The sequence below is a fragment of the Candidatus Uabimicrobium helgolandensis genome (genome assembly GCF_041508025.1).
GTDB classification, from domain to species: domain Bacteria; phylum Planctomycetota; class Uabimicrobiia; order Uabimicrobiales; family Uabimicrobiaceae; genus Uabimicrobium; species Uabimicrobium helgolandensis.
The window spans coordinates 9,164,567-9,188,516 of sequence record NZ_CP165719.1 but is presented as its reverse complement, the minus strand read 5'-3'; the positions used below and the strand labels follow the sequence as shown (position 1 = coordinate 9,188,516).

Sequence of the window (23,950 nt, the reverse complement as noted above, 5' to 3'; positions counted from 1 at the left end):
TATACGGTTACGATTTAACTGAGAACAAAGAATGGCAAGATTACGATAAAGATAAATATCGACATGTCCTAATTATTTAGTAGTACCATTATCTTCTATAACATTCTTTAAAACTTCGACAGCGCGTAAGTATTCGCTAACAGAAATATGTTCGTTAGGTGTATGATCAAGAGCACTATCTCCTGGTCCATAAGCGACAATCGGACATTGCCACTTTGGCCCTACAGAATTCATATCAGATGTACCAGTTTTTGTTTTAAAACGTGGTCGGGCGTTTTGTTTTCGAATAGACTTCAGAAACGAACGAACTAAGCCATTATTTTTGTCGCTTTTGTAAGCTTCCTCATGTGAGTAGCAATCAATGTTGGCACCTTCATCTAGACTTTTCACTACTTTTTTCAATTCAGAAATATCGATATTCAAAGGCAAACGAATACCAACAATTGCTTCTGCGACCTCGGTTAAACCATCACTACTTGTTTGAATATGTCTTAGCGTAGGTAATAACTGGTCAAATAATTTTGTACGATTTTGATTATACTCATTGCAATGGTCTTGTATTTTTTGCCACCAAATAACCGCTTTTTCACCTACAGCACTATTTATTCCTGCAGTATGTCCCACTTCTTGGCGCAAAATATATTTAACCAAAAATTGCCCTTTATAACCAAGAGTAATCGCGTCCCAGTTACTTGGTTCTCCTATGACACATGCTTTTGGCGCATATTGATTTTTTGCATAGTGCGCACCCTTGGAGGTTGATATTTCTTCTTCTACAGCTCCAATAACCACAACCCTCGTATTTTCTGGTATTTGCGCTTGAATTGTCGCAGAGACAAATGTGGCCAAAGGACCTTTTGCATCAACACTACCACGACCATAAAGTAAATCACCTTCCTTACGAACAGGTATGTCTCCAGGTACTGTATCCATATGCCCAAGTAGAACAAGATCTTCGACTTGCTTTTCGTTAGTAACTTTACCACTTTTAATGCCTACTGCATTGCCTGCATCATCGACATGTGCTTCTATACCATGTTCATTCATGTAGTCAACTAAGTACTTCGCAACTTCACTTTCATTTTCTGACACGCTTTTTATTTCGACTATACGCGTCAATAATTGCACAGCATCCATGATTTTCTTTTTTCCTTGTCTTATTCTGCTTCTTGCTTTTCTTTATTTTTATTGCGGTTCTCAACCTTGCGACGCATACGATTCCACACACTTGCAAGTCCCATAGCCTTACGCATCTCAAATACAGTTTGTTTCACCTCTTCGCGTACTTTTGCAGATCCTTCAACAATAAATTCTTCAAGGAGTCCCTTTTCACTTTCAAATTTAGCACGTCTTTCACGCATCGGATCGAGAAAGTTATTTAAAGCAGTGGTAAGTTTTTCTTTTACTTCCACGTCGCCAACCGTCCCTTTTTGATAACGCTCTTTTAAATCAGCAATCTCTGCCTTGTTGGGATTAAAAGCATCGTGATAAACAAAAACAGGATTTCCTTCTACTGTGCCAGGAACATCTGCATGAATACGTTTTTCATCAGTAAACATTCCCTTAACTTTTTTAGCAACCGTTTGCGCGTCATCGCTCAGGAATATACCGTTATTCAAACTTTTACTCATCTTGGCCTTGCCATCTGTACCAACAAGTGTTCCAACATCACCCTCTATAGATTCAGGAATAGGAAACACCTCTCCGTACAAACTATTAAACTTTCGTGCAATTTCGCGTGTAAGTTCCAAGTGAGCAAGATTATCTTTCCCAACAGGAACACATTCTGACTTCACACACAAAACATCTGCCGCTTGAAGAACAGGATACCCAAGAAGTCCATAAGGCATCTCAGAGCGCCCTGCACTCGTTGCCATTTCTTTCAAAGACGGTATACGCTCTAAACGTGGTACTGTTACTAAATTTTGGAATAAAGTATTCATTTCACACACTTCAGGAATCGCAGATTGCAAATAAAATGTCGCTTTATAGGGGTCAATTCCTGCAGCGATCGCGTCGAGAACAACCTGACAAGCATTCGCACAAGAAGCATTAATATCTTCTGGTGTGTTTTTGGTGGTGAGCATATGTAAATCTGCAATAATAAAATAACATTCATATTGATGTTGTAATTTTACGCGATTAGCTATCGTTCCAACGTAATGCCCTAGATGTAATTTTCCTGTTGGACGATCTCCCGTAAGCAATCTTTTTCTTCTATCAGCCATTTTTTCCCTCGTTAAGAACTTTTTCAATTATCGAGACTACTTGATCCAACTCATCCTTAGTGATTACAAGGGGAGGTAATAATCTTAATACTGTAGGACCAGCAGGCAATGCTAACACGCCATTCGCCATGAGAGCGCGTAAATAAGGGGTTACTTTTGTTTTTAATTCAATACCAATCATCAAGCCTAAACCGCGTATTTCGCGAATAACAGAATTATCAATACACCCAATTTTTTCGCGAACATATTTCCCTAATTCGCAAGAACGCTCAATGAGTTTTTCATCAGCATAAGCTTCTATTGCTGCTAGAGATGCTGCACATGCAAGCGGATTACCACCAAATGTTGAACCATGTGTTCCTGGTTTGAGGTTATGAACGCACTCGCTCACAGCCACCGCTCCCATTGGAACGCCTCCAGCAATAGCCTTACCCATTGTAAGAATATCAGGTTCCAATTCATAATGTTGACATGCAAACCATTTTCCCGTGCGTCCAAAACCAGTTTGAACTTCATCAAAAATGAGAAGGCATCCTTTTTCATCGCATAATTTTCGTAAATGCGCTAAGTATTCGGCATCCCCAGGTCTCACTCCACCTTCTCCCTGCACCACTTCGACAAGAATAGCTGCTGTATCTTCACTAATAATATCGATGATTTTCTGCGGTTTATTATACGGGACGTGCTTTACTCCTGGTATTAGAGGAAAAAACGGCTGGCGATATCTTTTCTCCCAAGTAGCAGAAAGCGCTCCCATAGTTCGACCATGAAAACCGCGCATTGCCGCGATAATTTCTTTTTTTCCTGTAGAAAGTCTTGCAAACTTAATTGCAGCCTCTACCGATTCAGCTCCAGAATTACAAAGATATACTTTATTGAGATTTTGTGGAAGAACAGAAACTAATTTATCAAGTAATTTTGCGCGAGTATCATTATAAAAAATCTCAGTACACGTCAATAATTTTTGACTTTGTTCATTAATCGCTGCAACTACTTTAGGGTGACAGTGGCCAAGATTCACAACTCCTTGTCCTGCAACACAATCTATGTATTCCGTTCCTTTGTTATCCCAGACTCTTACACCTTTACCGCGAACAATAGCAACATCTCTCTTGTAATAAACACCGCTAGTGTATTTACTTTCTACGGAAATGGGATCAAAAATATCGCTCATGAATTTTTTCCTGAAAAAGCTCGGTAGGAGCTTCGCCCTTCTAGCTCCTTTTTATTTTGTAATTCAATTTTACTAGGGCGTGTCGATAAACTCATAAAAATCTTCTGATGGCTAGCAAATAAGAGAACAAGACTCTTAGCAAACCATCAAATTAATATTAACTTACTTGGTAAAAGTAGTTCCATAGCCTTCGAGCGCTTTACGAATAGAATTTTCTACGCGAGCATCTCCCATGATCACTTTACCAACACCCCCAGCAAGTGCTTCTTTTGCACCTAATACTTTCATACGCATACGACCTTGCGCATATTTTTCAACATTGGCAATTTCGTTAAATTTAACTTCTGATATAAGAGAGGATTCATCAGGGAACTCGCGAAGTAAACCTGGAACATTGGATAAAAGAAGTAGAACCTCTGCTTTAAGAGCTATCGCTGTTTGGCCAGCCGCGCGATCACCATCAACATTAATCGCTTCACCTTCATAACTAATAGCAGGAGGACACAGTACTGGCAAATGACCACCACCTAACAAGCTTTCAAGTAAAGAAGTGTTCACTTTTTCAACAACACCAGTAAGATTATTTCTCACCACGCGAACTTTACCATTTTCTACTGCTCGAACCGCTTTTTTACGTGGACCTTCCCACATTCGTCCATCAATACCCGATAAACCCACAGCATTTACACCATGCTTCTGTAGTCGTTCCACAATTCCTTTATTAATCTCACCACAATACACCATTTCAAAAATTTCAAGCGTCTTACGATCTGTTAAACGACTTGTATATCCAGAGGGTGAAGTAATAAATTTAGGAGGATATCCCAGTTTTTCAGCAATAACATTTGTTTGATGTGAACCACCATGAACTAAAATAATTTTTTTACCTTCGGCAACAAGTGAGGCAAAATCAGCACAAAGCGCATCTAAATCAATACCTTCACTACCTCCGACTTTTACAACAATCAATTTATATCCTCTCTATATTGGATGTAATCCTGGAAAATTTAGGGCTGTCTTCTCTTCCCAACCCATCATTACATTCATTGACTGTACTGCGCTCCCTGCAGCACCTTTCATCAAGTTATCAATAGCACTGATAACAACTAGCCGTTTGCTATTTTTTTCCTTAGCAAACCCAATATCACAATAATTTGTTCCTTGCAATATCTTTGGTTCTGGAAAACGATAAATTCCAGTATTATCTTTAACCAAACGAATAAAAGGTTCGCCTTTGTACTCTTTGCGGTATAACTTCCATACTTCTTTTTCTTCAATATCGTCTTTTAAAAAACAGTGCGCAGTACACATAACTCCGCGAACCATTTCTATTGCCGTTGCTGAAAAATAGATTTGTGAAATATTAAGTTCTTGCTGCATTTCGGCCTGGTGTCGATGAGTAGTCGGAGCAAAAGAACGTACAGCACCACTTCGTTCAGGATGGTGGCTTGCTAAACTATACGAATTCCCACCTTCAGAAGAACCTACTTTTACTTCCGCAACCACATGATCTATAAGCTGATTTTTTGCAAGAGGATAAAGAGCCAAATTGACGGCCGTAGCATTACAACCAACACCGCTTATATACTTGGCACTTGCCAATTCTTCGCGATGTAACTCTGGTAAACCATAAACAAAGCGATCCAACCATGTAGGGGCAGCATGATCTTCTCCGTACCATTTTTTATAAACCGCAGCGTCGCGTAAACGAAAATCAGCAGACAAATCAATAACATGCTCTGCCAATGTTGTATAACGTTCAATATCTCTTGCTGCGGTTTTATGTGGCAAGGCGAGAAATAGTATATCACAAGGTTGAATCTGATCAGGGCTTGTGAATTTAATCAATCTTTGTCCGCGCAAGTTTGGGTGAGCATTGTGCACAAATTTTCCTAAATAGCGCTGCGATGTCACTTGCTGAATTTCAACATTAGGATGAAAAAGTAGCAAACGAATAAGCTCTCCTCCGGTATAACCAGATCCCCCGATAATACTGACTTTCTTAGTCATTTCCTCGCCTTTCTTAGACTTTTCCTTCACCTACATTTATTACATATTCAATCACTTTTGCTGGAATATTTACCCCAGTAGGCTCTATGCTATTGCGAAATTCCATGGTGTAGTTCACTTCGTTAACCATAACACCTCCCTCAGGAGTTTCGAGTAAATCAACGGCAACAACTCCGCCACCAACAGCTTGTGCAGCAGCAACAGAAAGTTGATCTACAGCTTCTGTCATCGGGAAATTTTCAGCGGTACTGCCGCGCGCGGTGTTCGTCAGCCAGTGCTCTGAGTTACGAGCAATAGCGCAAATGGTCTTACCATCGACGACAAAACTACGAATATCTCGCCCCGGTTTGTCAATAAATTTCTGAATGTAATATATTGAGTGGTGGTATGTTCCCAAAACAGCCTTGTGTTCCAAAACAGCTTCTGCAGCTTCGCGATCGTTTACTTTAGTAAGAAGTCTTCCCCAGGAACCAACTGCTGGTTTTAATACAACAGGATATCCCATTTCTTCAATTGCCTCTAAAGCCGATTCTGGTGTAAAAGCGATTTTAACTTCTGGTGTTGCTACGTTATTGCGTATAAGAGCAAGGGAAGTGGTGAGTTTATCACCGCATATAGCAGCGACATTAACATTATTTACACACGGAATACCCCACGAATCTAAAACACGTAGTGTCGCATCTGCACGCGAATGACTAATGCAACGCTCAAGAACAACATTGTATTTTTGCCACTCTTCTTTTTGGTGGAGATCGAGCTTTATTTTACGAACATCAATAAGATCATACTCAACGCCACTATTTTCAAGTTCTTTTAGTAATAATTTTTCTTCTACGCGAATTCGCGCATATAAGAAACCAACGCGCATAATTACTCTCCCCAGTCTTCCTCTTCTTGTGGTGCTAACTCAACTTGAGGAGGATCAAGGCTAATAACTTCCAACTCTGCTCCGCAATCAGGGCAAGTAACAATTTCACCCACCATTGCGTCATCTCCCAATGTAATTTCAGCGCCGCATTCTGGGCACTCAACAACTTTTGCCATTTTATTTCCTTTCACAAAAATGGTGATTTTGGTTTTTGAGTCGGTAGTGTAGCAAAAATAATTGTTTTTGCAATATAAAAATAATGGCAAATATAATCATTATTTCTCTTTGAAAGTAAATAGAAGCAAAGGACTTAGGTACAAGATTAGAAGAATAATAATTGGAAGGAAATATGAAGTGTAGAGCGCAATTTTTGCGCTCAAGTTTGGATCAATCTACTTAGTAATCAGAATCGAAAAAATCGTCACCGCTAGTCTCTTCTTCTACATAACCATCGTCCATAAAATCATCGATAGGATCACTAGGGGAATCATCTTTTTGTGGGGAAGATAAATCTTCACTATTATCGTCAAAAGCGTCTTTACCAGTTATTTCTTCTTCCACTTGTCCACTATCATCTAACCACTCATCAGCAGATTGATCTTCCGACGAGTTATCATAGTTATCATTGTCATAACTGTTATCTTTGTCATAACTGCTATCATTGTTGTAACTATCGTTGTAATCTCCATTACCTTTATTCTCATCAAAATATTCTTTTCCAGACTGTTCTGTAGGAATTTCATCGCCAGGATATGGTTGAGGTTCTGGGTCTGTTGGATATGGCTCTGGATTTGTTGGGTATGGCTCTGGATCTGTTGGATATGGTCCGGGTTGTGGATAGACATCTGGTTCATGATAAACCTCTTCTGTAGCGCAACCCACAAATATTAAGCAAAAAATGCTTAGAATCATTATTATTTTCATGTACTCTCTCCTGTTTGTGTAAAAAAACGATATGCGATTATTCATATTTCGTGAAGTGTGGTCACATTTTGTAGCTACACCTCACAAATATCCGACAAAACACATTGTTTTTAAACGAACAATATTAATTCTTTACGTATGCTACTATTTAAAATTATTATACAAGATTTAAAAGTGTAGTTGAATAAAAAACAAAATTGCCCTACCGAGTAGGACGATTACTTTTAGAAATTCGCTTCTTTCTATTAAACCACCTATTACATTTTGTAACATCTTTTTCAATAAGTAAAAACCAAATTAAAACGGAAAAAAATATTTTAAACTTGTCTAGCTTAACAAAATGAAGAAGGAATAACTGATCTCATTGCTTACAAATACAAAATGTATCTTTCAGGCACATTTTTTGCATATAAGGATATCAATAGTTGCTTTTGTTAGACATAAAACTACGGAAAACTAAATAGGTTACAAACACTTATTATTTTATTGAATATGTACATGCATTAAAGTAAAATCGATTCTAAATGGCGCAGTAAAAGTGCTTACATAATCTCTAAATTAGGAATATGCAAGCATTTTTGATTAGCTATTTAGTATTGAGTATCAATAAGTTTTGCGAAAATATCAGCAATCATAAAAATATACTCAGTTAAAACAGAAACTATTTATAAATATATTACAAAGTGTAAAGGGAGTAATGATGAGGTTATTGTTTGCGCTTTTATTTGGGCTTTTTACCAGCACTAGTATTTTCTGCCAAGATATAGAATACTATGCTCCCGAAGATACAGATAATGCGATATTTCAACAAACTTATGAGAATGACGAATCTGTATTCAAATTTGCATGGGAAAGAGCTCACTACGGCTACGAATATTCAATTGCGAGACAAGGGGGCTGGATAGACCCCAGCTCAGCAGGAAACTTGGTTATTGCTGGTTTCATTACTAGAAATGAAGATGATGGAGACTCAAGGGCTATTTCAGGTTACGCCTCATTCCGACCATTTCTTCTCGACTACGGAACCTATTCTTTTGCCATAGGCGTCTCCTACTTTGGAACATTGCAAAAATTCTATGAGCCCACAAATGTTGCTGACAACGAAGATATTGGAGGAAACCTTGCAGACATAACAACACGAGACATTGATGTCGACTTAAACTACCAAGCTTTTAGTCTTTCGGTTCTGGGAAGTTTTCCCGAAGCAGGCTTACAAGTTGTTTTTGAAATAGGGTACCTTTTGTCAAATCTTCGTTCGGATATTGGTAATATTAACGTGGTAGATGATGCAACTCAGGGAGCGATTCTAACACTTAACGAATCACAACACCACTTCAATCAAAGAGACCATAGCCTTTACATGTCTTTAGAAATTCGCAAACTTTTTGAACGTAACTATTTTAGCCTTTTTAGCTTATATTTCTACGCGAATATTAACTTAAATAGCGAAAGACAGAAATCAGCAGCCAATGTTGATGTAAATATTGGAGGAATTCCCGATGATCTTGGAAGAGTAGAAGATTTGATTAACGGGGCCGAGTCTGTTGTTTTTGGAAACTTAGGAAACATAGATCCAGAAGATCAAACGCTAGATGTAACTTATATTGGAACATTTCTTACTTCGCGCTTAGTTAACATCCCATTCGGTTACGAGAGTATTGGTGAACAATCAGGACTAGCACTCGAAATGATTAATGGTATTGAATATGGATATGGAGAGTTTTTTGGAACAGATGTTCACGGAGCCGCTCTTCAAAGCGGTGTGCAAATTACATTCCTTGAACTTATGACCTTAAGCTATACCCATACTTGGCACCAGAGTAATGATTTCGAAGATGAATGGAACGTCACTTTATCAATAGGCTTGTATGGTGCTATAACTCCAAGCGCAAGTCAAAGAGTAAGTGCTGGTGTGGGTGGTGGAAGATAAATTTATTTGTTAATTTTTTTTAAACAGTAGGGAGCTATAAAATGAAACATTTTATATTGCTTATGTTAGTATTTGTTATGGCTGTATGTCCTTATGCTGCAGAAGAAGCATTTGATTTACAGGTGGATGAAAATGGTGAAAGCCAAATGCACGATGACTTTGGATGGAAAATATTACTAGTTGATGGTAGTATCGACCAAGATTGTCATGTTGAACTTTACTCTGTGTCTACTCGCGAAGTTTATTTTTCCGGCGATGTAAAAGCTGGTGAAAAATTCGCAATCAATGCAAAAACAAGTGCCATGGGCCTAAAAGTTAAAAATGCTGTTGCAGGAACTACAGCTAAGTGCACAGTTCAATGGAAACTAAGTAAAACAGTTGAGTTATTAAGCATGGCGATGCCTTCTGGTAACAAAGGTCAGTGCTATTACAAAAGTGTTGTTCGCGCTGAAGATGGTGCTAGCATTCGTGTAAACAATTTCATGACAAGTCACGATTGTAGACTATACATTGCTGTAGATGGCAAGACTATTTTCAACGAAGATGTTGAAGCTGGTAAGGTATATTCTGTTACAGGCGTAGCAAGAGAATTGATGAAAGTCAAAGTAAAAAAAGCTCCTCGCTTCACAAATATTCATGTATCTTTAGATACTGAAATGATTGGCGAAGCAATGTTCAGTCGTGCACAAGAGCAGGACCAAGAGCTTCTTGACATTCTAAACATGGAAGATGAGCAAGAACTATATAAAGTTGAATTTGATCAAAATACCGATGAGCACGGTTGTGTTGACACTGATGCTTACAACCTATCTCCAAAAGGTATCAATCCACAAATTAGAATGTTAATTTTGGATAAAAAATTCGCTGATGTAGTTCTAAAAATAAACGACGTAAATTTACGTCCAGAGCTTATTTTAACGTTCAACAAACGCTACTACTACAAAGTTGATTTTGGATTAAAAAGCGGAGACGAATTGGCTTTAGGTTTATTTGCTGAAGGTGCAAAACCTTCACAAAGCTGCCACTTCTTATTTGTATGCCAAAACTTCGAAGAAACAAAGTAATGAATTACTTATAAGTAAAAAAATCCCACTCAATGTGGGATTTTTTTATTTATAGGCCGCTAGTGCATAAAGAATATTCTCACTAGCGAAGTATATATTATTTTTGTCAATAAACGGTGTAGAATAGGTTTTACCATTGAATTTTTTGCGAACGACAATATCACCCGTTTCTACGTTTACTAAATATAAAAACCCCGCATAATCGCAACAATAAAGTCGATTACCAACAATCACTGGTGAAGAAAATATTTCGCTTTCTATTTTCGTCTTCCACTTTATTAAACTCGCTTTTATATCTACAGCATAAATGTGATAATCATCACAGCCAAAGTATATAACTTCATCTTGTATGCAAGGCGTTGAATCAACACTCCCACCAACACCAAAACTCCACTTAACATTACCGTTTTTTGCGTTTAATGCGTATACCTTACGGTTATTACTTCCAAAATAAACAGCATCGTTTACAATTACAGGAGAGGTTTCAATTTTTTGTTTAGTATCAAAACTCCAAACTAGTTGCTTGTTCGATTTACGCAGACAATACACCTTTCCATTCCAATTGGTTGCGATTACTGTATTTTGGTATAAAGCAGGCGCTGCACTAAAGTGATTTCTATGATGCCTACCTCTACCTCTACCTCCACCCCTGCCTCGATCTCTGTCGTTAATTCTAAATCTCCACCTTTGATGCCCGTCAATCGCATCAAATGCAAATAATTTTCCATCATTACAACCTACATAGACAGTGTTTTCATCAATCGCAGGTGACGACCACGATCTTTCATCTGTAAAAAAATTCCACTGTTTGCGTCCACAATACATATCTAGACAATAAAACATATCTTCTGCCGCAAAATAAACAAAACCATTTTTTATAGCTGGGGTTGCTCGTATTTCATCGTTGGCTTTGAATTTCCAAATTTCAGTACCGTTTTCTACATCAATAGCGTAAAAATAGTCATCACTTCCAAAATAAACCATGTTACTACACACGATAGCTGAGCCACCAATGATCTCTTCAGACTCGAAATGCCACTTTTCGCGAAGTTGATCAGAAAGCGTTTCTTGTTTGACAAACCTATTGCGATGGTTACCACCTAAGAAAAGCACTTGTTTTTTAGGTGTTGTACGTGTAACGTTCCAAGAACGTTCATTCCAATTTCCACTATTTGACAAAGTAACTATGTCAATAACATTTTTTCCGTACTGCAAAGGAATTTTTGCCGTAAACTTATGATTCTCTTTGAGCAAATGTTCTGAACCTTGGATAAAAACTTTACGCAAAAAATGCCCTTCATTTACCTGACCTTGTATTTGCAAAGATGTAACTTGCGATGCAACATTTTCGGAGAAAGGAGGATCTTCAAAAGAGATCTTACATATCTGCTGCGCTTTAGAGAAATATTGTTCGTACAGCAGTACAGAACAGATCATTCCTAAAAATATAACGAGGGCTCCCATCACTGGTAAATGGTAACGTTCAAGCCATAAAATAAATGTTGCGCCAACGCGTTTTTTGATTTGCGACGCCTTACCAGTAGCAAAACGTTCTAATTCTTCTGCAAGTAGAAGGGCATTAACGAAACGCAATTTTTTACGTTTCTCTAGCGCCTTTAAACAAATAATTTCTAGTGTTTCGGGAATCTGTGAATTATGTTCTCGTAGAGGAAGTGGCTTGTCGTTCATTAATTGCGCCAAAATTTGCCACTTGGTTCCAGAAAATGGAACTCGTCCAGTTAGCATTTCATACAGGCATATCCCCAACGAGTACACATCGGATTGCTGATCAACACTCTTACTTCCATTTGCTTGCTCAGGAGACATGTAAGCCGGCGTTCCTAGAATGTCACCTGTTTGCGAAAGTCTACTACGGTCGCGAATTTGTCGTGCTAATCCAAAATCCATAATTATAGGTTCACCGTTTTTATTGATCATAATATTTGAAGGCTTTAGGTCACGGTGTAGTACATTATTTTTATGAGCATAATGAATTGCGTGCGCTATTTTTGTAGTAATATCTACAATTTTTGACGTAGTAAGACGTTTATTCTTTATAAGAGAAGAAAGCGTTTCTCCTTCAATGTAACGCATGGTAAAGTAATACGATCCCTCTTCTTTACTAATATCATAAATTTTAATAATATTTGGGTGCGAAAGTTTACTCATGGCAAGAGCTTCACGCAAGAATCGTTTTTGCTGTAGTTTATTTTGCTCTTCTAACATTACCTTTAAAGCAACCTTGCGATTGTTTTTAACATCTTCTGCCAAAAAAACGCGCCCCATGTTTCCTTGACCTAATTCAGATAAGATCTGATAATTACCTATTTGCATAATAACACCTAAAAATCTTTCATCTAGTTAAGGCGTGTCGATATTTTAATATTTTAGATTATTCTCTTTCTCAATCCTGCTCATAAAATAAAAGACTTTCTCTATTTTTCAAAATTGTCTTTATAATTTCAATCACAACTACACGGTTACAATAGCTATGAATAGCTAATTGGTCACAGTTAAATCGCATTATTCTCGTTGTTTTTTAGATGTCGCCACGTTCTATTAAAATACATGTAGTTTTAAATAAATATTAAAATAATTATCAACTTATTCAGAAGTTACAAAGCGTAAATCAAATCCAAGAACACCACACGTATACTCCCAATATAATTCGCATCCATCGACATCTCTACTATCGATAATAAGTTCTGAGGCGACAAGAATTACATAATTTTCTAAATATAATGTAAATCACCATCCAACACTACTCCAAGAACATTCGTAAAACCTATGATTAACAATACCCTAGTACATTAATTTGTAATAAGACTGAGTGTTACAGTAGTACAAAACTGTTATTAAGTAATCAGGTAAAATAAGTGACCTGACAACTATTTTTTGCTATAAAAGGATGTTTACAATGCCCAAAGCCCAATTATAGATTTATAACTAGACTTTGTAAAAAAAAATAATTAAAGGAGGGCGCGTATCGCGCGAAGCATATGGATGAGTATACGAAAATATCAGCCAAACAGTTTATCGAAGACATTAAAGCCGGAAAAAAACTTGAAAATTGTGCTATTGACGAAATACACATTAACGGAGAAACGATTAATCGCGAAATCCAAATAGAGAACTGCACTATTGCAAAATTGACATTACAAAATTGTATTTTCAAAAAATCCATTGCATTTAGTGGGGTAACTTTTCTCGGCGAAGTAACTCTTAACTTCGATAAAGAAGAGCATAAAGATGCGGGACAGACAATATACGAAAACGAAATAAGTTTTCTAAAATGTGTTTTTAAAGAAGAACTACATGGTAAAAGTGCTATCTTCGAACAATACGCGGCCTTTGATGAATCCAAATTTGAAAAAAGAGCATCTTTTGCTAAAGCGCATTTTATAGCAAAAGCCTCTTTTGCAAAAGTTCACTTTGAAAGTACTTGTCGCTTTGAAGCAACAAGGTTTGATAAATTAACATCTTTTGAAGAGTCTATCTTTTCAGATAAAGCAAACTTTAAAAAAGTATATTTCTATAAAACATTTTTATTTCGCAAAGTAAAATTCGAAAAAAATGTTACCTTTGAAAACGCAACTTTTACTGGATTTGCTCGTTTCGAAGATATGAGCTGTGTTGGAAAATTTAGCCTAAAAAAAGTAACAATGGACAGTAAAGGTTACTTTCACCGCGTAGTATTAGGAGAAGGAATTTTTCGCGGTTTAACTGCCAAAGATAGCCAGTATTTCAGTTGGATGGAGTGTGGTGGCGATTTAGATTTTTCAGGAATAGAAGCGTCTGCCTCTTTTTATATCCAAGAAACCAAGTGCGCAGGGCAAGCAATATTCAAGCGCAGCGTTTTTCATCATGATCTACATCTAATAGGTAGCTCTTTTGGAAAGCGCGTTGATTTAGGGCAAACAGTTTTTCACATGCGACTTAATTGTACAGAGTGCACATTTAACGAAGACGTGGTTTTATACGCATCAAATCCGAATATCTTATTACTAAAACGCGAACAAATAGAAGGTAAAATTGCATCACATCGCGAAGAAGAATTCAACAAAGCCAAAGAAGTATATGTAATGTTACGCCGCTGTTTTGACTATTGGGGAGAACACGAAAACAGTGAGTGGGCTTACTACAACTTTCGTAAGGCAGAACGAAAAGCACACACAAGCCCTAATCCTATAAATAAATTTAAAGTATTTTGCAATTGGTTATTCTTCGATCTTGGATGTGGTTATGGTACAAAACCAATCAATGTTACTATTCTTGCTAGTTTTTTAATACTTATTTTTTCATCGATATTCTGGAGTTTTGGGCAATTTTTTGTTGTCGATCCAAGTTTAGGAAATACAACAGGTGGAATATCTTTTATGCAAGCTTTATATATTAGCTCTATGAATTTCGTTACTTTAGGAACAGAAGGTATTTCTCCATCATTTGATCACTGGATAAAGTATTTAGTTGCTATCGAAGGCTTTCTAGGATTATTTTTAATGACTGTGTTTGTTGGTACTTATACAAGAAAAATGGCAAAATAAACGACCTAACTTCGAACTACAAAAACATTAACATGGTATTTATGGTTCGAAGTTAAGTAACAACGGCGCAAAACTTTTTCAGATGAAGTCTTGAATAATCCTAGTGATAGTGTATATTACATTGTGGCGTGTCCACATATCTTTATTATATTTAGATGCGTCACCATTAGAGGCTCTTCAAAACTATACGGCAAAATGAAACGTAGACATTGAGTGTAAGTTATTAATATTCAATAAATTAGACAACAGAATTACGCATTTTCATTCGCAAGAAAAATGTAGTTTTACTTGAATAAAACAATTGTAATTACAATTGAACCACTGGTTTTGACAAAATTTGAGTTATTTTGGGCAATAGCATCCTAGAACTATATGCTTTGTTTGGAAGAAAAAATATGAAAAAGATCGCGATTATTTCAGATATTCACGCTAACATTGAAGCCTTAACCGCCGTCCTTGATGATATAAGCAACCGTAAGGTAGATGCTATTTATTGTCTAGGGGATGTAATTGGATATGGCCCCAATCCAATAGAATGTTTTACTATTGCAACAAATCGATTCGAAATTATTGTAAAAGGTAATCATGAAGAAGGCGTTGTTGATGGTGCTTATGGTGTAAGTGCAATGGCTAAGGACGCAATGGATTGGACTAGAGAGGTAATGAAACCGCAATTTTATAGTCTTCCACATACAAAAAAATTGTGGCACAAACTAGAAAATCTTCCACTGACATTTCGTGAAAACAACATGCTATTTGTTCACGGATCACCACGATGTCCAACGCAAGAATACATTTTAGAAGATGACACTCAAGATATTTTTGGTGAAATACCTGAAAAAATAGCTGAAATTTTTTCCTGTATCGACCAATTTTGCTTTGTCGGTCACTCCCATAAACCTGGTATTATCAACGATAAAAGTGAATGGATTCCGTTACAGAAATTTGACTACACATGGGAAGTTAAACGTGGCGAAAAAATTATCTGTAATGTAGGTTCGGTAGGCCAACCACGCGACAGAGATAATCGTTCCTGTTACGTTACTTTTGATGGGAAACGTATCTGTTATCACCGCATTCCTTATGACTGGTCACAAACTCAAGAAAAAATTCGCAAGCTTCCAAAGCTAGATAATCGTTTGGCAGACCGCCTGGAAGTAGGTCACTAATGAAAAAAAGCAACTCCCCAAAAAAAAGTACCTCTTTTGCTCAATTTGCCCTAGATTCTTTAGATGACAATGTCAAATACTCTCAAAAAAATTCTTTACTGCTGCCTGCAACAATTGTAATTGTAACTTGGATTTTACTAGCCTCAACAGGCTTGCAAGAAGCATTTACCAGTATCACCGATTTACAACAAATGATGGATGTTTGGCAAAATGGTGGTCAAGCTTTAGATCAGTACTTACAAAATACCCCTCAAAATGAATCATCATGGTGGGATAGTGTATCAGGAGTTTTTAGTAGCGAAGAACAGCCCGAAGCAAAAATGCCCGCTTTTCAGAGAGGTCTCATTGTAAATAGCTGCACAATTCTTGCTTTAGTTATGTTTCTAAGTATTATGTGTATGCGCTATGGCAAAGGTAATTGGAAAAGTGCAACGGTAGTGACAGGAGTAATTGTACTACCAATGTTAATTGGTATGTTTATTAGCTACATTCTTTTTAAGATGGCAACAAAATCTCAGTCAGAAAATCTACCAAGTATACTCTACTCTTTAGGACTTGCAGTTGTAATGACCGCTTTTATGACCGCTTTTATTATGTTATACACTAATATCCAAAGCGTACTAAGCATAACAAAACGTAAGCGCTACTACACAACAATATTTGCTGTATTTGTCGCATTGGGAGTGTTTGGTGGTATTACCTATTCTTTATCATAAGAAGCTTCTTTATGAAAAAACATCCTTCTGATAGAGCCAATTTTTGGCACACATTATGGGCTAAAAACACCATTGGATTTCACCAAGAAGAAATATCACCTTTCCTCGAAAAATACTGGCGGTATGACCCAAAAAAAGTGTTTGTACCACTATGTGGCAAAACAAAAGACATGATTTGGCTATCACAAAAAAAGCATGATGTGATAGGAGTAGAGTTTAACGAAACAGCTGTTCGCGACTTTTTTATAGACAAGTCTCATAAAACAAAACAACAAAACAACATGCAAATATTCTACAATAAAAACATCCAAATCTATTGCGGAGATTTTTTTGCCTTACCGCAAATAAATACACCACTCATTTTTGATCGCGCTGCTCTTGTTGCTTTATCACAAAACTTACGACAACAATATGTAAATTACCTAAAAAAAATCACTCCTGAAAATGCAGAAATTTTACTAATCACTTACGAATATCCTCAACACGAAATGCCTGGTCCACCTTTCTCAATTCCTCAGAAAATAGTTCAAAATTTATATAGCCAGTACCAGAACGTTGACAAACTCGATGAGAGAAATGTATTAGACATATTGCCAATGTTTCAACAACGATTATCTTTCATGAAAGAATGTGTCTACAGAATACATTAGACTATACAATCAAACTTAGGCTAACAAAAACAGCGCTAAAAGCGCTGCCTTCGTATTGTTAAGTGAGTCGCAAAAAGTTTTTGAATGTCAACAAGAACTTCTTTAGAACTCGTCTATTCTAACAAAGCATTTATCAAACCATAAATTCCAAAACGAATCATATAATTTACTTTATAATCGGGAAAAGACTCGGCAATAATATTTTCTATAGCTTTATGATGTTTAGGCGCTTCGCTACCTTTCAATTCCCCTTTGCTATTTCCTAGATTTCGAATATAAGTTTTGGTAATTTTCACTACTGTTTTTAAATAACGAATCTGTTCTTTTACAGCAACAACGGCATATATCGCTTCGCCACGCCCTCCATAGACTTTGTAATCACTATAGTTCGCTACAATGTAATCTAGATGTTCCATCCATAGGTCAATGGTAGCTTGTGCTTGGCCATTGACAATACCTCCTTCTAACCACGCATGTGCTTTATGGTGAATAAGATCTCCCACAAAGAGACTTTTTGTCAAAGGAAAAGATACTAAAGTCTGGGTTGAACTTATACCTGGTTGATCATGCTCTTCTATAATAAATCTCTCACCATTACGTAGGTATATCTCTAATGTTTTTTCAAAAACAATATCAATCATTGGCATTTGTGGATATGTTTCTTCAGTAAACATTTTAGCAATGTGCACAAAATAATATTTCTTATAATTGTGGACTTCAGGGATTGCAACTGCGGTACTTTGTGAACAAATAACTTGCGCTCCGTGTTTTCGAAAAACACTTGAACCATTAAACTTGTCGGGATTTGGATGAGTAATAATTAAATAAGAGAGTGGGTTAGTTGTCTTTGTTCGTAAAAACTCAATTGCCTTTTCTGCAATCTGCGGTGTAAACTGGCCACCAAAGGCAATAATTTCTTCGCCATTATTGTAAAAAAAACTTTTTGTGTGAAACCCACGGTGATCACTTTCAAATGTATAAATCTTTTGTTCACTACACACGAAAGTACTTATTAGTAAAACTCCAAAAACGATTAACTTCATTTTATTCTCCATAAATTGGTTATTTGTATTAAGTATATCAATATTCTATAATATAGAAGAATGTCGTTCTTCAGCATAAATGACTTTTTTTTGTCTCAAAACGACAACTTTATGGATTTAATTTGAGGTTATCATGTTTGTAAAAAGTTATTGTGGAATTATGGATGAAAAGCAAAGCAACCGGCACAACCATGACAATCACCAAATTTTGGTTGCACGAAAAGGAGTGTTATTATTCTCTGATGATTGTAGACAGAATATGTTATGTGGGCAAAGCGCTGCTTTTGTACCAAGAGGAATATATCATCAAGCACGTGGAATAAACACAGTATTCAATACTGTGTATTTTGACGATGAAATATTTTGTCACTTAACAGAGTATAATAGTAACAAACTACCCAAACAAGTAGTTGTGTTCTCTATTTCTCCCTTGTTTCGTGAACTTTTAAATGAAATATGCAAAGACACTCTAGTTAGTAATTGTGTTAGCCGCACTGCTTTGCAATTATTATTTTTTCTTTTTTATCAAAACAAACAAAAATACTTACCAATATCATTACCAAAAAGTAATGATCTGAGACTATCTAGAGCTCTTTGTTATATAGATAATTACTATAACCAATTTATTACTCTTGAAGATATAGCAAGCGTCGCCACAACATCCAAACGCAACCTAGAAAGAATATGCAAACGCGAATTGAAAATAAATATTAGCGATTATATTTGTATGCGACGTATTTTTTCTGCCACTTTAGAATTAGCAACAACTGACAACTCTGTATTGTCAATTTCTTTAAATGTCGGATATAACTCATTGAGTTCTTTTTACAAAGCATTTCAAAAATTTATAGGAAAAACCCCAAAGGAATACAGAAATTCTTTATCCTTCTTTGAGCAAACGTAGTATAAGATCTTTAGCTGTACCTCTTGATGACAAATCACTTTGCTGGCACAGTTGGCGCAACTGTGACATAGTACAAATACTCTCTAAAAGCGTAAATATCTCTTCATGATCTATTAACATAATAAGCTGATTAACATCTTGTATAGTTTTATCTTTGCCAATAATATAACCGCACTTAATCATTAGTTGACATATGTCTTCACTATGAATAACTTTATTTTTGATAATACTATCAAATCGTTTTGTTACGCGTTGGTGCTTTTTGTTTTTAGCTGTTGCAATCTTAATGCCATGTACACTTAGTATTTTTTCTTGCTTTTTGAAGTCATTTTCGCGTTCTTGTAGTAACTTGTTTTGCAATAATATTTTTTGTTCTCGTTGGTTGACCTCTTCTTCGCGTTTTGCTAGTGCATTATTTTTCTCTTGGAACTGCCCATACACTTCAATGCTTTCATCTATCCATATTTGCGCGTTTTTTTCAAATTCGTTAAGAGCATTCTCTAGTTTTGCATAAATCGTTTTTAGAAAAGCATCCTCTGTTGTCGCTTGCGAAATTTCTTTTTGCAATTGCTGCAATTTACTATGCATCTTTTTTAAATTACTTTGCTGGCGTATAATTTTTTGCTGACCAACGCGCATAGTCTGACGCATTTTAACTTGCTGCTTTCTATCAGTATCTGTTACTTTTTGAGCACGATGAATTAACTCTTCTACAGTTTCACCATCGAGTATACGTTTTTTACTTTTTTCAAAAAGTTGCTCTAAATAACTAAAAATGTAGCCAATACTCGAGCTATATTCCCAAATTCCATAAACCTCGCGCTGTAAAAAAGGAAAGATCAGCTCTTCATGCCGCGGAGGTGTAAAGTGATTTCTCATCCAAAAACGATTGAGAGTACTATTAATCAATATAAGCAATTCTTTAAAAGCTGGCTTATGTAAAGTAAATTGATGGCGAATTTCGCTAATAATTTTTTTAGGTACAATATTTACAACGCCATGTTTACCTGTCCAATGATCTTGACGGCAAGTAAAGATAAACATTAAATTATTAGAACTCTCAATTAATTCGCTTATATCAACAAATAATTCTTTTATTAGGTTTTGAATCTTGTTTGTTGGATAGATTTTATGAAAAATAGTAAATGTCTCTTCAAACTTATCAAGACCAATACAAATTGTTTTTTCACCCTGAGAAATCAAGTAGAGTAACGCTTTTTTTATTGCAACAAGGTCATTATTAGGTGAGAAAACTTCGGTTAAAAACTCTTTGTTTTTGTCATTCAAACCTGCGCGTAATAGTTTTTCAAACCAGTGACATTCATCTGTTTTTAAGTCCGATTTTTTTACAGCTGCTGTGATAAGAACATCGAGATACAAAGAATCTAGTAAATAAGGAAAATCATTATCACTCATTGTTTTATTGCGCAACTCTCTTTTTGTTACTTTAGTATTACTACATATTCTTTCAATAGGGAGATTTTCATCTTTTAACAATTCAAGTACTGTACTGCGCAAAATATTTATACATATAGTGTTTAAAGCGGGTACGCTTTCTTGAGGAAAAGAAAACAATAGTAACGAATCGAAGATTTGACGCATCAAATAATAATCAACGGCTTTACATCCAGGAAAAGGTTTGGTGCGTAAGTACAAAGCTTGGTTTTTGTTCGTCTCTTCTTTTAGCCAATTTAGTAGTTGCGTTTTACCAGCTCCTTTTTCTCCTACTAGAAAAATCCACTGGCTGCTATTATTACCACCGTAAGCAAAAGAAGATAAACAAGAGCTCAATTCATTTTTAATAATGTAATTTATTTCATTTAATGAGTACTCTTTTGATAATTCGCGATGAGATCCACTGAGATTAAATCCACCAAAAGGATTGTTGTCATTTTTGGCTATTTTTTGCCATGTTTCGTTCATTTCTTTTAGTTTCAACGCACTTATATTTGCAATGTTTTTCGATGGCATATTTATTTACTTTCCTATATAATATAAAGCAGTTTTTGCAAATTATTTAGGGGTCTGGAAAAAAATAATGCACCAAATCCCTTAGAGGAAAAATACAGAATATTTAACCGTATTGATAAACTATTCTGTATAAGAAATTAACCAAAATTTCACATCAATTTCTATATTGAAATTGGAATAAATCTAGGCTTAAATCTATTTGCAGTGCCCTAAATCTATTGTACTATGAGTTTTCTGTTCGTCAATGTAAATTCTGTTTAAATGTGAGGCGTAGAATGCTAAAGATCGTCATTATTTTGTGTTTATGCCTTAGTTTTGATCTAGCAAGTGCACAAACTACTCCCAAACCAAAAGTACTACTGCGTACCATAGAAGCTGCAACCAATTTTCCAGCTTTTAATCGTTTTATCGAAAAGCAAGGCGTACCGATATTACAACAACAACTCAATATGAATATTCCTTACATTGATGTAAAAAATAACGATAAAGCTCGTTATTTTGGAATTGGACGTGTAGCATCTTATAACTATTTCTATGTAGAAGCACAAAATAGTGCCCAACGTAAATCATTACTTGCAAAAGTAATACTGACTTTATTTATATACGATATTGAGGACCAACAAACCGTATTAAAAAGAGATTTTGTGGGAATTAAAGCTGTTCCTTACGATGAAAGTGAAAAAACTTCACTTGTCGTTTTAAAAAAGGCTTTCAAAGAAGCTGCGCGTTTAGCCTCTAATCATCTTGATGTCCCTTTGTATGGAACAATACTTGCCGTAAATAGTGAAAGTATTACCGTTGATATAGGTTCATTCCATTCCGTTAGTGCAAATGATAAGTTAGATGTTATCGATCCAACAGGTAAAAGCCTAGGTTTTGCAGAAGTTCTCAGTTCAGCGCTCAAACGAGAACAATGTAAAGCATATTTTTCATCAAACAATGCTACTGTTTCTCCCGGAAATAAAGTTCGCCTTGTCACTGATTCTCCTGAAGAACTAAAAGGAGATAAAGAGTTAGAACAAGAAGTCATTGGTGAATCAATGCAAATGCGTAATGTTATTTTTACCAAACAAGCTATTTCTCCTAACCCACCTTTAAAATTGGAAGTCGATATTTCTCATCGAGATCATATTGTATATATTGGCGAAAAAATGCGCTCTATTGCACTATATGTTTATGGTTTTGATGCATGGGAAGATGAAATTACCGTAAAAGATAATATTACCTGGAAACCAGATAATTGGGATATAAGTAGTAGTGTTAAGGGTGATTTTTTACTAGCAGCGAATAAATTTGGGCGCTTAGATTTAATTGCTTGTTATACAACATCGGTAACGCAAAAACGCGTCAAGTCCACGGCAATACCTCTTGAAATCAGACAACTAAAGCGCTTAGTATTTACTTCTCCCTATATTGTTGTTTCTCCAGGCAAAGAACAAAAACTTAACCTGCAAACAATTTATAACGAACAAAAAGTACTAAGTATTGATACTTTGCAATCAGAATTAGTATGGGAATATGATGCGAATATAGTGGAGATAAGAAATGGTCATGTTATTGCAAAAACACCGTGCAATACACTGATTAAAGTATTTTCCAAAAGCGTACCACAAACAATGACACACCTTAATATTATTTGTTTTGCTTCAGCACAAGTACAAATATTTGAATGGCCAGAGCGCCTACTGAACAATAATGAAACACTTATACTCGATCACAAACAAAAAGTACGTCTTACTTGGAAAATAAAAGGTCTAGAAAAAGAAATACATCGCCCACTTGAAATTGAATGGCAGATAGACCAACCGCAATGGGGTGAAATAAACAATGATGGTAACAATTTGTTTTTCATTGCTGGATTAAAAAAAACAACAACTCCTATTAAAGTCACAGCACGAATTAAACACGTAGGACACAATTCACTACGTAAAGATACTACAGCAACCATGTGGATTGAAATTCGTCCACCATTTTTATCTACAAAATTCGCGATAATAGGGGTAATTAGTTTTTTATGCGTTTTAATTGTTTTTACATTAGCTCGAAAATTCATTAAAGCACGAAAGCCCTTTCCAATACCGCGAAAATTTAATATTTGTTATCTACAAGTAGACAACACTAAAAATAAACGCTATATCTATTTCGTACATAAGAAATCAGCGATCATCGGTAGATCATCTAGCTGCGACATTCAAATTTATCATACAAATGCTCATGGTAACCCGAACAAAGAAATGACTAATTTTATTAGTCGTAAACACTGTCAGCTTTCTCTTGTCAACAATAAAATTTGGTTAGAAAAACTTGCGCAAACAGAGAAACATAACATTACAGTCGTAAATGAAGATCAAAAAATTGCCGATGGAATAAAACATTGCATTAATAATGATGACATTATAAAAATAGGGAGGTTGCAACTAAAGGTAAATTTATGGCATAATAAAAATAAGCAAGTTGAATGTTTGCGGCTGCAATATGTTAATAATCCTCATAATCATGAAGAATTTGTGATTATTTTTACCAAAGCAACTTTTGGTTCAGGAATAAATGTACCCGTTCGCATTCGCGAAAATATACCTGAGGTTACTGGTGAATTTACCGCGCAACAAAATCATATTTTCATGCAGTTTTATACAAAGAAAATTTTTATAAAATCTCTGTTCATAAACAAACAACCTAGGCCTTTGATTGCAGGTGAAATAATGAATATTGGTAAACAAAAAATAAGTGTATGTCTAGAAGATGATTAGGATAA

The 23,950-nt window shown here is 35.8% G+C and carries 19 protein-coding genes; 8 read left to right on the top strand and 11 right to left on the bottom strand.

The features are described 5' to 3' along the window. Window positions 1–72 precede the first annotated feature (72 nt). The 8 genes from UABHE_RS34060 to UABHE_RS34025 form a co-directional block, all read right to left on the bottom strand. Window positions 73–1,137 (bottom strand): [LysW]-lysine hydrolase, encoded by a 1,065-nt coding sequence (locus UABHE_RS34060; RefSeq protein ID WP_372367954.1) that lies wholly within the window; start codon window positions 1,135–1,137, stop codon window positions 73–75. Between the two features lie 20 nt (window positions 1,138–1,157). Beyond that, the gene (gene trpS / locus UABHE_RS34055; protein WP_372367953.1) at window positions 1,158–2,228 is read right to left on the bottom strand and encodes a tryptophan--tRNA ligase; all 1,071 of its coding nucleotides are present in this window, start codon (window positions 2,226–2,228) and stop codon (window positions 1,158–1,160) included. Continuing rightward, the gene (locus tag UABHE_RS34050; protein ID WP_372367952.1) at window positions 2,221–3,402 is read right to left on the bottom strand and encodes an aspartate aminotransferase family protein; all 1,182 of its coding nucleotides are present in this window, start codon (window positions 3,400–3,402) and stop codon (window positions 2,221–2,223) included. Before UABHE_RS34050 ends, trpS begins: the two co-directional genes overlap by 8 nt. A 162-nt stretch (window positions 3,403–3,564) precedes the next feature. Next, window positions 3,565–4,371, bottom strand: a complete 807-nt coding sequence (locus UABHE_RS34045) for a [LysW]-aminoadipate kinase (RefSeq protein WP_372367951.1) — start codon at window positions 4,369–4,371, stop codon at window positions 3,565–3,567. A gap of 12 nt (window positions 4,372–4,383) precedes the next feature. Continuing rightward, window positions 4,384–5,412, bottom strand: a complete 1,029-nt coding sequence (gene argC, locus UABHE_RS34040) for an N-acetyl-gamma-glutamyl-phosphate reductase (protein ID WP_372367950.1) — start codon at window positions 5,410–5,412, stop codon at window positions 4,384–4,386. A 13-nt stretch (window positions 5,413–5,425) separates the two neighbouring features. Then, complete coding sequence (gene lysX, locus UABHE_RS34035; RefSeq protein ID WP_372367949.1) at window positions 5,426–6,280, bottom strand: lysine biosynthesis protein LysX; 855 nt, start codon at window positions 6,278–6,280, stop codon at window positions 5,426–5,428. Window positions 6,281–6,282: 2 nt separating this feature from the next. Continuing rightward, a complete protein-coding gene (lysW, locus tag UABHE_RS34030; RefSeq protein ID WP_372367948.1) occupies window positions 6,283–6,456 on the bottom strand; it encodes a lysine biosynthesis protein LysW in 174 nt (57 codons plus the stop codon). Window positions 6,457–6,676: 220 nt separating this feature from the next. Beyond that, complete coding sequence (locus tag UABHE_RS34025; RefSeq protein WP_372367947.1) at window positions 6,677–7,204, bottom strand: hypothetical protein; 528 nt, start codon at window positions 7,202–7,204, stop codon at window positions 6,677–6,679. Window positions 7,205–7,901: 697 nt separating this feature from the next. Between UABHE_RS34025 and UABHE_RS34020 the strand changes: the two genes are divergently transcribed. After that, the gene (locus tag UABHE_RS34020) at window positions 7,902–9,134 is read left to right on the top strand and encodes a hypothetical protein (RefSeq protein WP_372367945.1); all 1,233 of its coding nucleotides are present in this window, start codon (window positions 7,902–7,904) and stop codon (window positions 9,132–9,134) included. A 41-nt stretch (window positions 9,135–9,175) separates the two neighbouring features. Then, entirely contained in the window at window positions 9,176–10,198 is a 1,023-nt protein-coding gene (locus UABHE_RS34015) for a hypothetical protein (RefSeq protein WP_372367944.1), read from the top strand. Between the two features lie 45 nt (window positions 10,199–10,243). Here the strand turns inward: UABHE_RS34015 and UABHE_RS34010 are convergent, their stop codons facing one another. Continuing rightward, the gene (locus tag UABHE_RS34010; protein ID WP_372367943.1) at window positions 10,244–12,532 is read right to left on the bottom strand and encodes a PQQ-binding-like beta-propeller repeat protein; all 2,289 of its coding nucleotides are present in this window, start codon (window positions 12,530–12,532) and stop codon (window positions 10,244–10,246) included. A gap of 665 nt (window positions 12,533–13,197) precedes the next feature. Here UABHE_RS34010 and UABHE_RS34005 point away from each other — a divergent pair. From UABHE_RS34005 to UABHE_RS33990, 4 genes are all read left to right on the top strand, one after another. Next, window positions 13,198–14,742 carry a pentapeptide repeat-containing protein gene (locus tag UABHE_RS34005; RefSeq protein WP_372367942.1) on the top strand — a complete coding sequence of 515 codons (1,545 nt, stop codon included), beginning with the start codon at window positions 13,198–13,200 and terminating at the stop codon, window positions 14,740–14,742. A 395-nt stretch (window positions 14,743–15,137) separates the two neighbouring features. Beyond that, window positions 15,138–15,911, top strand: coding sequence for a metallophosphoesterase (locus tag UABHE_RS34000; RefSeq protein WP_372367941.1), 774 nt, complete (start codon window positions 15,138–15,140; stop codon window positions 15,909–15,911). Continuing rightward, entirely contained in the window at window positions 15,911–16,627 is a 717-nt protein-coding gene (locus UABHE_RS33995) for a hypothetical protein (RefSeq protein WP_372367940.1), read from the top strand. The genes UABHE_RS34000 and UABHE_RS33995 overlap by 1 nt, the downstream gene beginning before the upstream one ends. Window positions 16,628–16,638: 11 nt before the next feature. Continuing rightward, window positions 16,639–17,277 (top strand): thiopurine S-methyltransferase, encoded by a 639-nt coding sequence (locus UABHE_RS33990; protein ID WP_372367939.1) that lies wholly within the window; start codon window positions 16,639–16,641, stop codon window positions 17,275–17,277. A gap of 113 nt (window positions 17,278–17,390) precedes the next feature. Here UABHE_RS33990 and UABHE_RS33985 read toward each other — a convergent pair whose 3' ends face one another. Further along, window positions 17,391–18,320 carry an MBL fold metallo-hydrolase gene (locus UABHE_RS33985; protein WP_372367938.1) on the bottom strand — a complete coding sequence of 310 codons (930 nt, stop codon included), beginning with the start codon at window positions 18,318–18,320 and terminating at the stop codon, window positions 17,391–17,393. A 133-nt stretch (window positions 18,321–18,453) separates the two neighbouring features. Between UABHE_RS33985 and UABHE_RS33980 the strand changes: the two genes are divergently transcribed. Next, window positions 18,454–19,224, top strand: coding sequence for an AraC family transcriptional regulator (locus tag UABHE_RS33980; protein ID WP_372367937.1), 771 nt, complete (start codon window positions 18,454–18,456; stop codon window positions 19,222–19,224). Here the strand turns inward: UABHE_RS33980 and UABHE_RS33975 are convergent. After that, entirely contained in the window at window positions 19,201–21,195 is a 1,995-nt protein-coding gene (locus UABHE_RS33975) for a hypothetical protein (RefSeq protein ID WP_372367936.1), read from the bottom strand. The two genes, UABHE_RS33980 and UABHE_RS33975, sit on opposite strands and share 24 nt — an antisense overlap. A gap of 275 nt (window positions 21,196–21,470) precedes the next feature. On the opposite strand from UABHE_RS33975, the gene UABHE_RS33970 reads away from it, so the two are divergent. After that, a complete protein-coding gene (locus UABHE_RS33970) occupies window positions 21,471–23,945 on the top strand; it encodes an FHA domain-containing protein (protein WP_372367935.1) in 2,475 nt (824 codons plus the stop codon). Window positions 23,946–23,950: the final 5 nt, after the last annotated feature.

Excerpts from the sequence above, each read along its gene's own strand:
- UABHE_RS33985 (WP_372367938.1), bottom strand. The coding sequence starts at position 18,320 with ATGAAGTTAATCGTTTTTGGAGTTTTACTAATAAGTACTTTCGTGTGT.
- UABHE_RS33970 (WP_372367935.1), top strand. The coding sequence starts at position 21,471 with ATGCTAAAGATCGTCATTATTTTGTGTTTATGCCTTAGTTTTGATCTA.
- UABHE_RS34005 (WP_372367942.1), top strand. The coding sequence starts at position 13,198 with ATGGATGAGTATACGAAAATATCAGCCAAACAGTTTATCGAAGACATT.
- UABHE_RS34060 (WP_372367954.1), bottom strand. The coding sequence starts at position 1,137 with ATGGATGCTGTGCAATTATTGACGCGTATAGTCGAAATAAAAAGCGTG.
- argC (WP_372367950.1), bottom strand. The coding sequence starts at position 5,412 with ATGACTAAGAAAGTCAGTATTATCGGGGGATCTGGTTATACCGGAGGA.
- UABHE_RS34020 (WP_372367945.1), top strand. The coding sequence starts at position 7,902 with ATGATGAGGTTATTGTTTGCGCTTTTATTTGGGCTTTTTACCAGCACT.
- trpS (WP_372367953.1), bottom strand. The coding sequence starts at position 2,228 with ATGGCTGATAGAAGAAAAAGATTGCTTACGGGAGATCGTCCAACAGGA.
- UABHE_RS33995 (WP_372367940.1), top strand. The coding sequence starts at position 15,911 with ATGAAAAAAAGCAACTCCCCAAAAAAAAGTACCTCTTTTGCTCAATTT.
- UABHE_RS34050 (WP_372367952.1), bottom strand. The coding sequence starts at position 3,402 with ATGAGCGATATTTTTGATCCCATTTCCGTAGAAAGTAAATACACTAGC.
- lysX (WP_372367949.1), bottom strand. The coding sequence starts at position 6,280 with ATGCGCGTTGGTTTCTTATATGCGCGAATTCGCGTAGAAGAAAAATTA.
- lysW (WP_372367948.1), bottom strand. The coding sequence starts at position 6,456 with ATGGCAAAAGTTGTTGAGTGCCCAGAATGCGGCGCTGAAATTACATTG.
- UABHE_RS34015 (WP_372367944.1), top strand. The coding sequence starts at position 9,176 with ATGAAACATTTTATATTGCTTATGTTAGTATTTGTTATGGCTGTATGT.
- UABHE_RS33990 (WP_372367939.1), top strand. The coding sequence starts at position 16,639 with ATGAAAAAACATCCTTCTGATAGAGCCAATTTTTGGCACACATTATGG.
- UABHE_RS34010 (WP_372367943.1), bottom strand. The coding sequence starts at position 12,532 with ATGCAAATAGGTAATTATCAGATCTTATCTGAATTAGGTCAAGGAAAC.
- UABHE_RS33980 (WP_372367937.1), top strand. The coding sequence starts at position 18,454 with ATGTTTGTAAAAAGTTATTGTGGAATTATGGATGAAAAGCAAAGCAAC.
- UABHE_RS34000 (WP_372367941.1), top strand. The coding sequence starts at position 15,138 with ATGAAAAAGATCGCGATTATTTCAGATATTCACGCTAACATTGAAGCC.
- UABHE_RS33975 (WP_372367936.1), bottom strand. The coding sequence starts at position 21,195 with ATGCCATCGAAAAACATTGCAAATATAAGTGCGTTGAAACTAAAAGAA.
- UABHE_RS34025 (WP_372367947.1), bottom strand. The coding sequence starts at position 7,204 with ATGAAAATAATAATGATTCTAAGCATTTTTTGCTTAATATTTGTGGGT.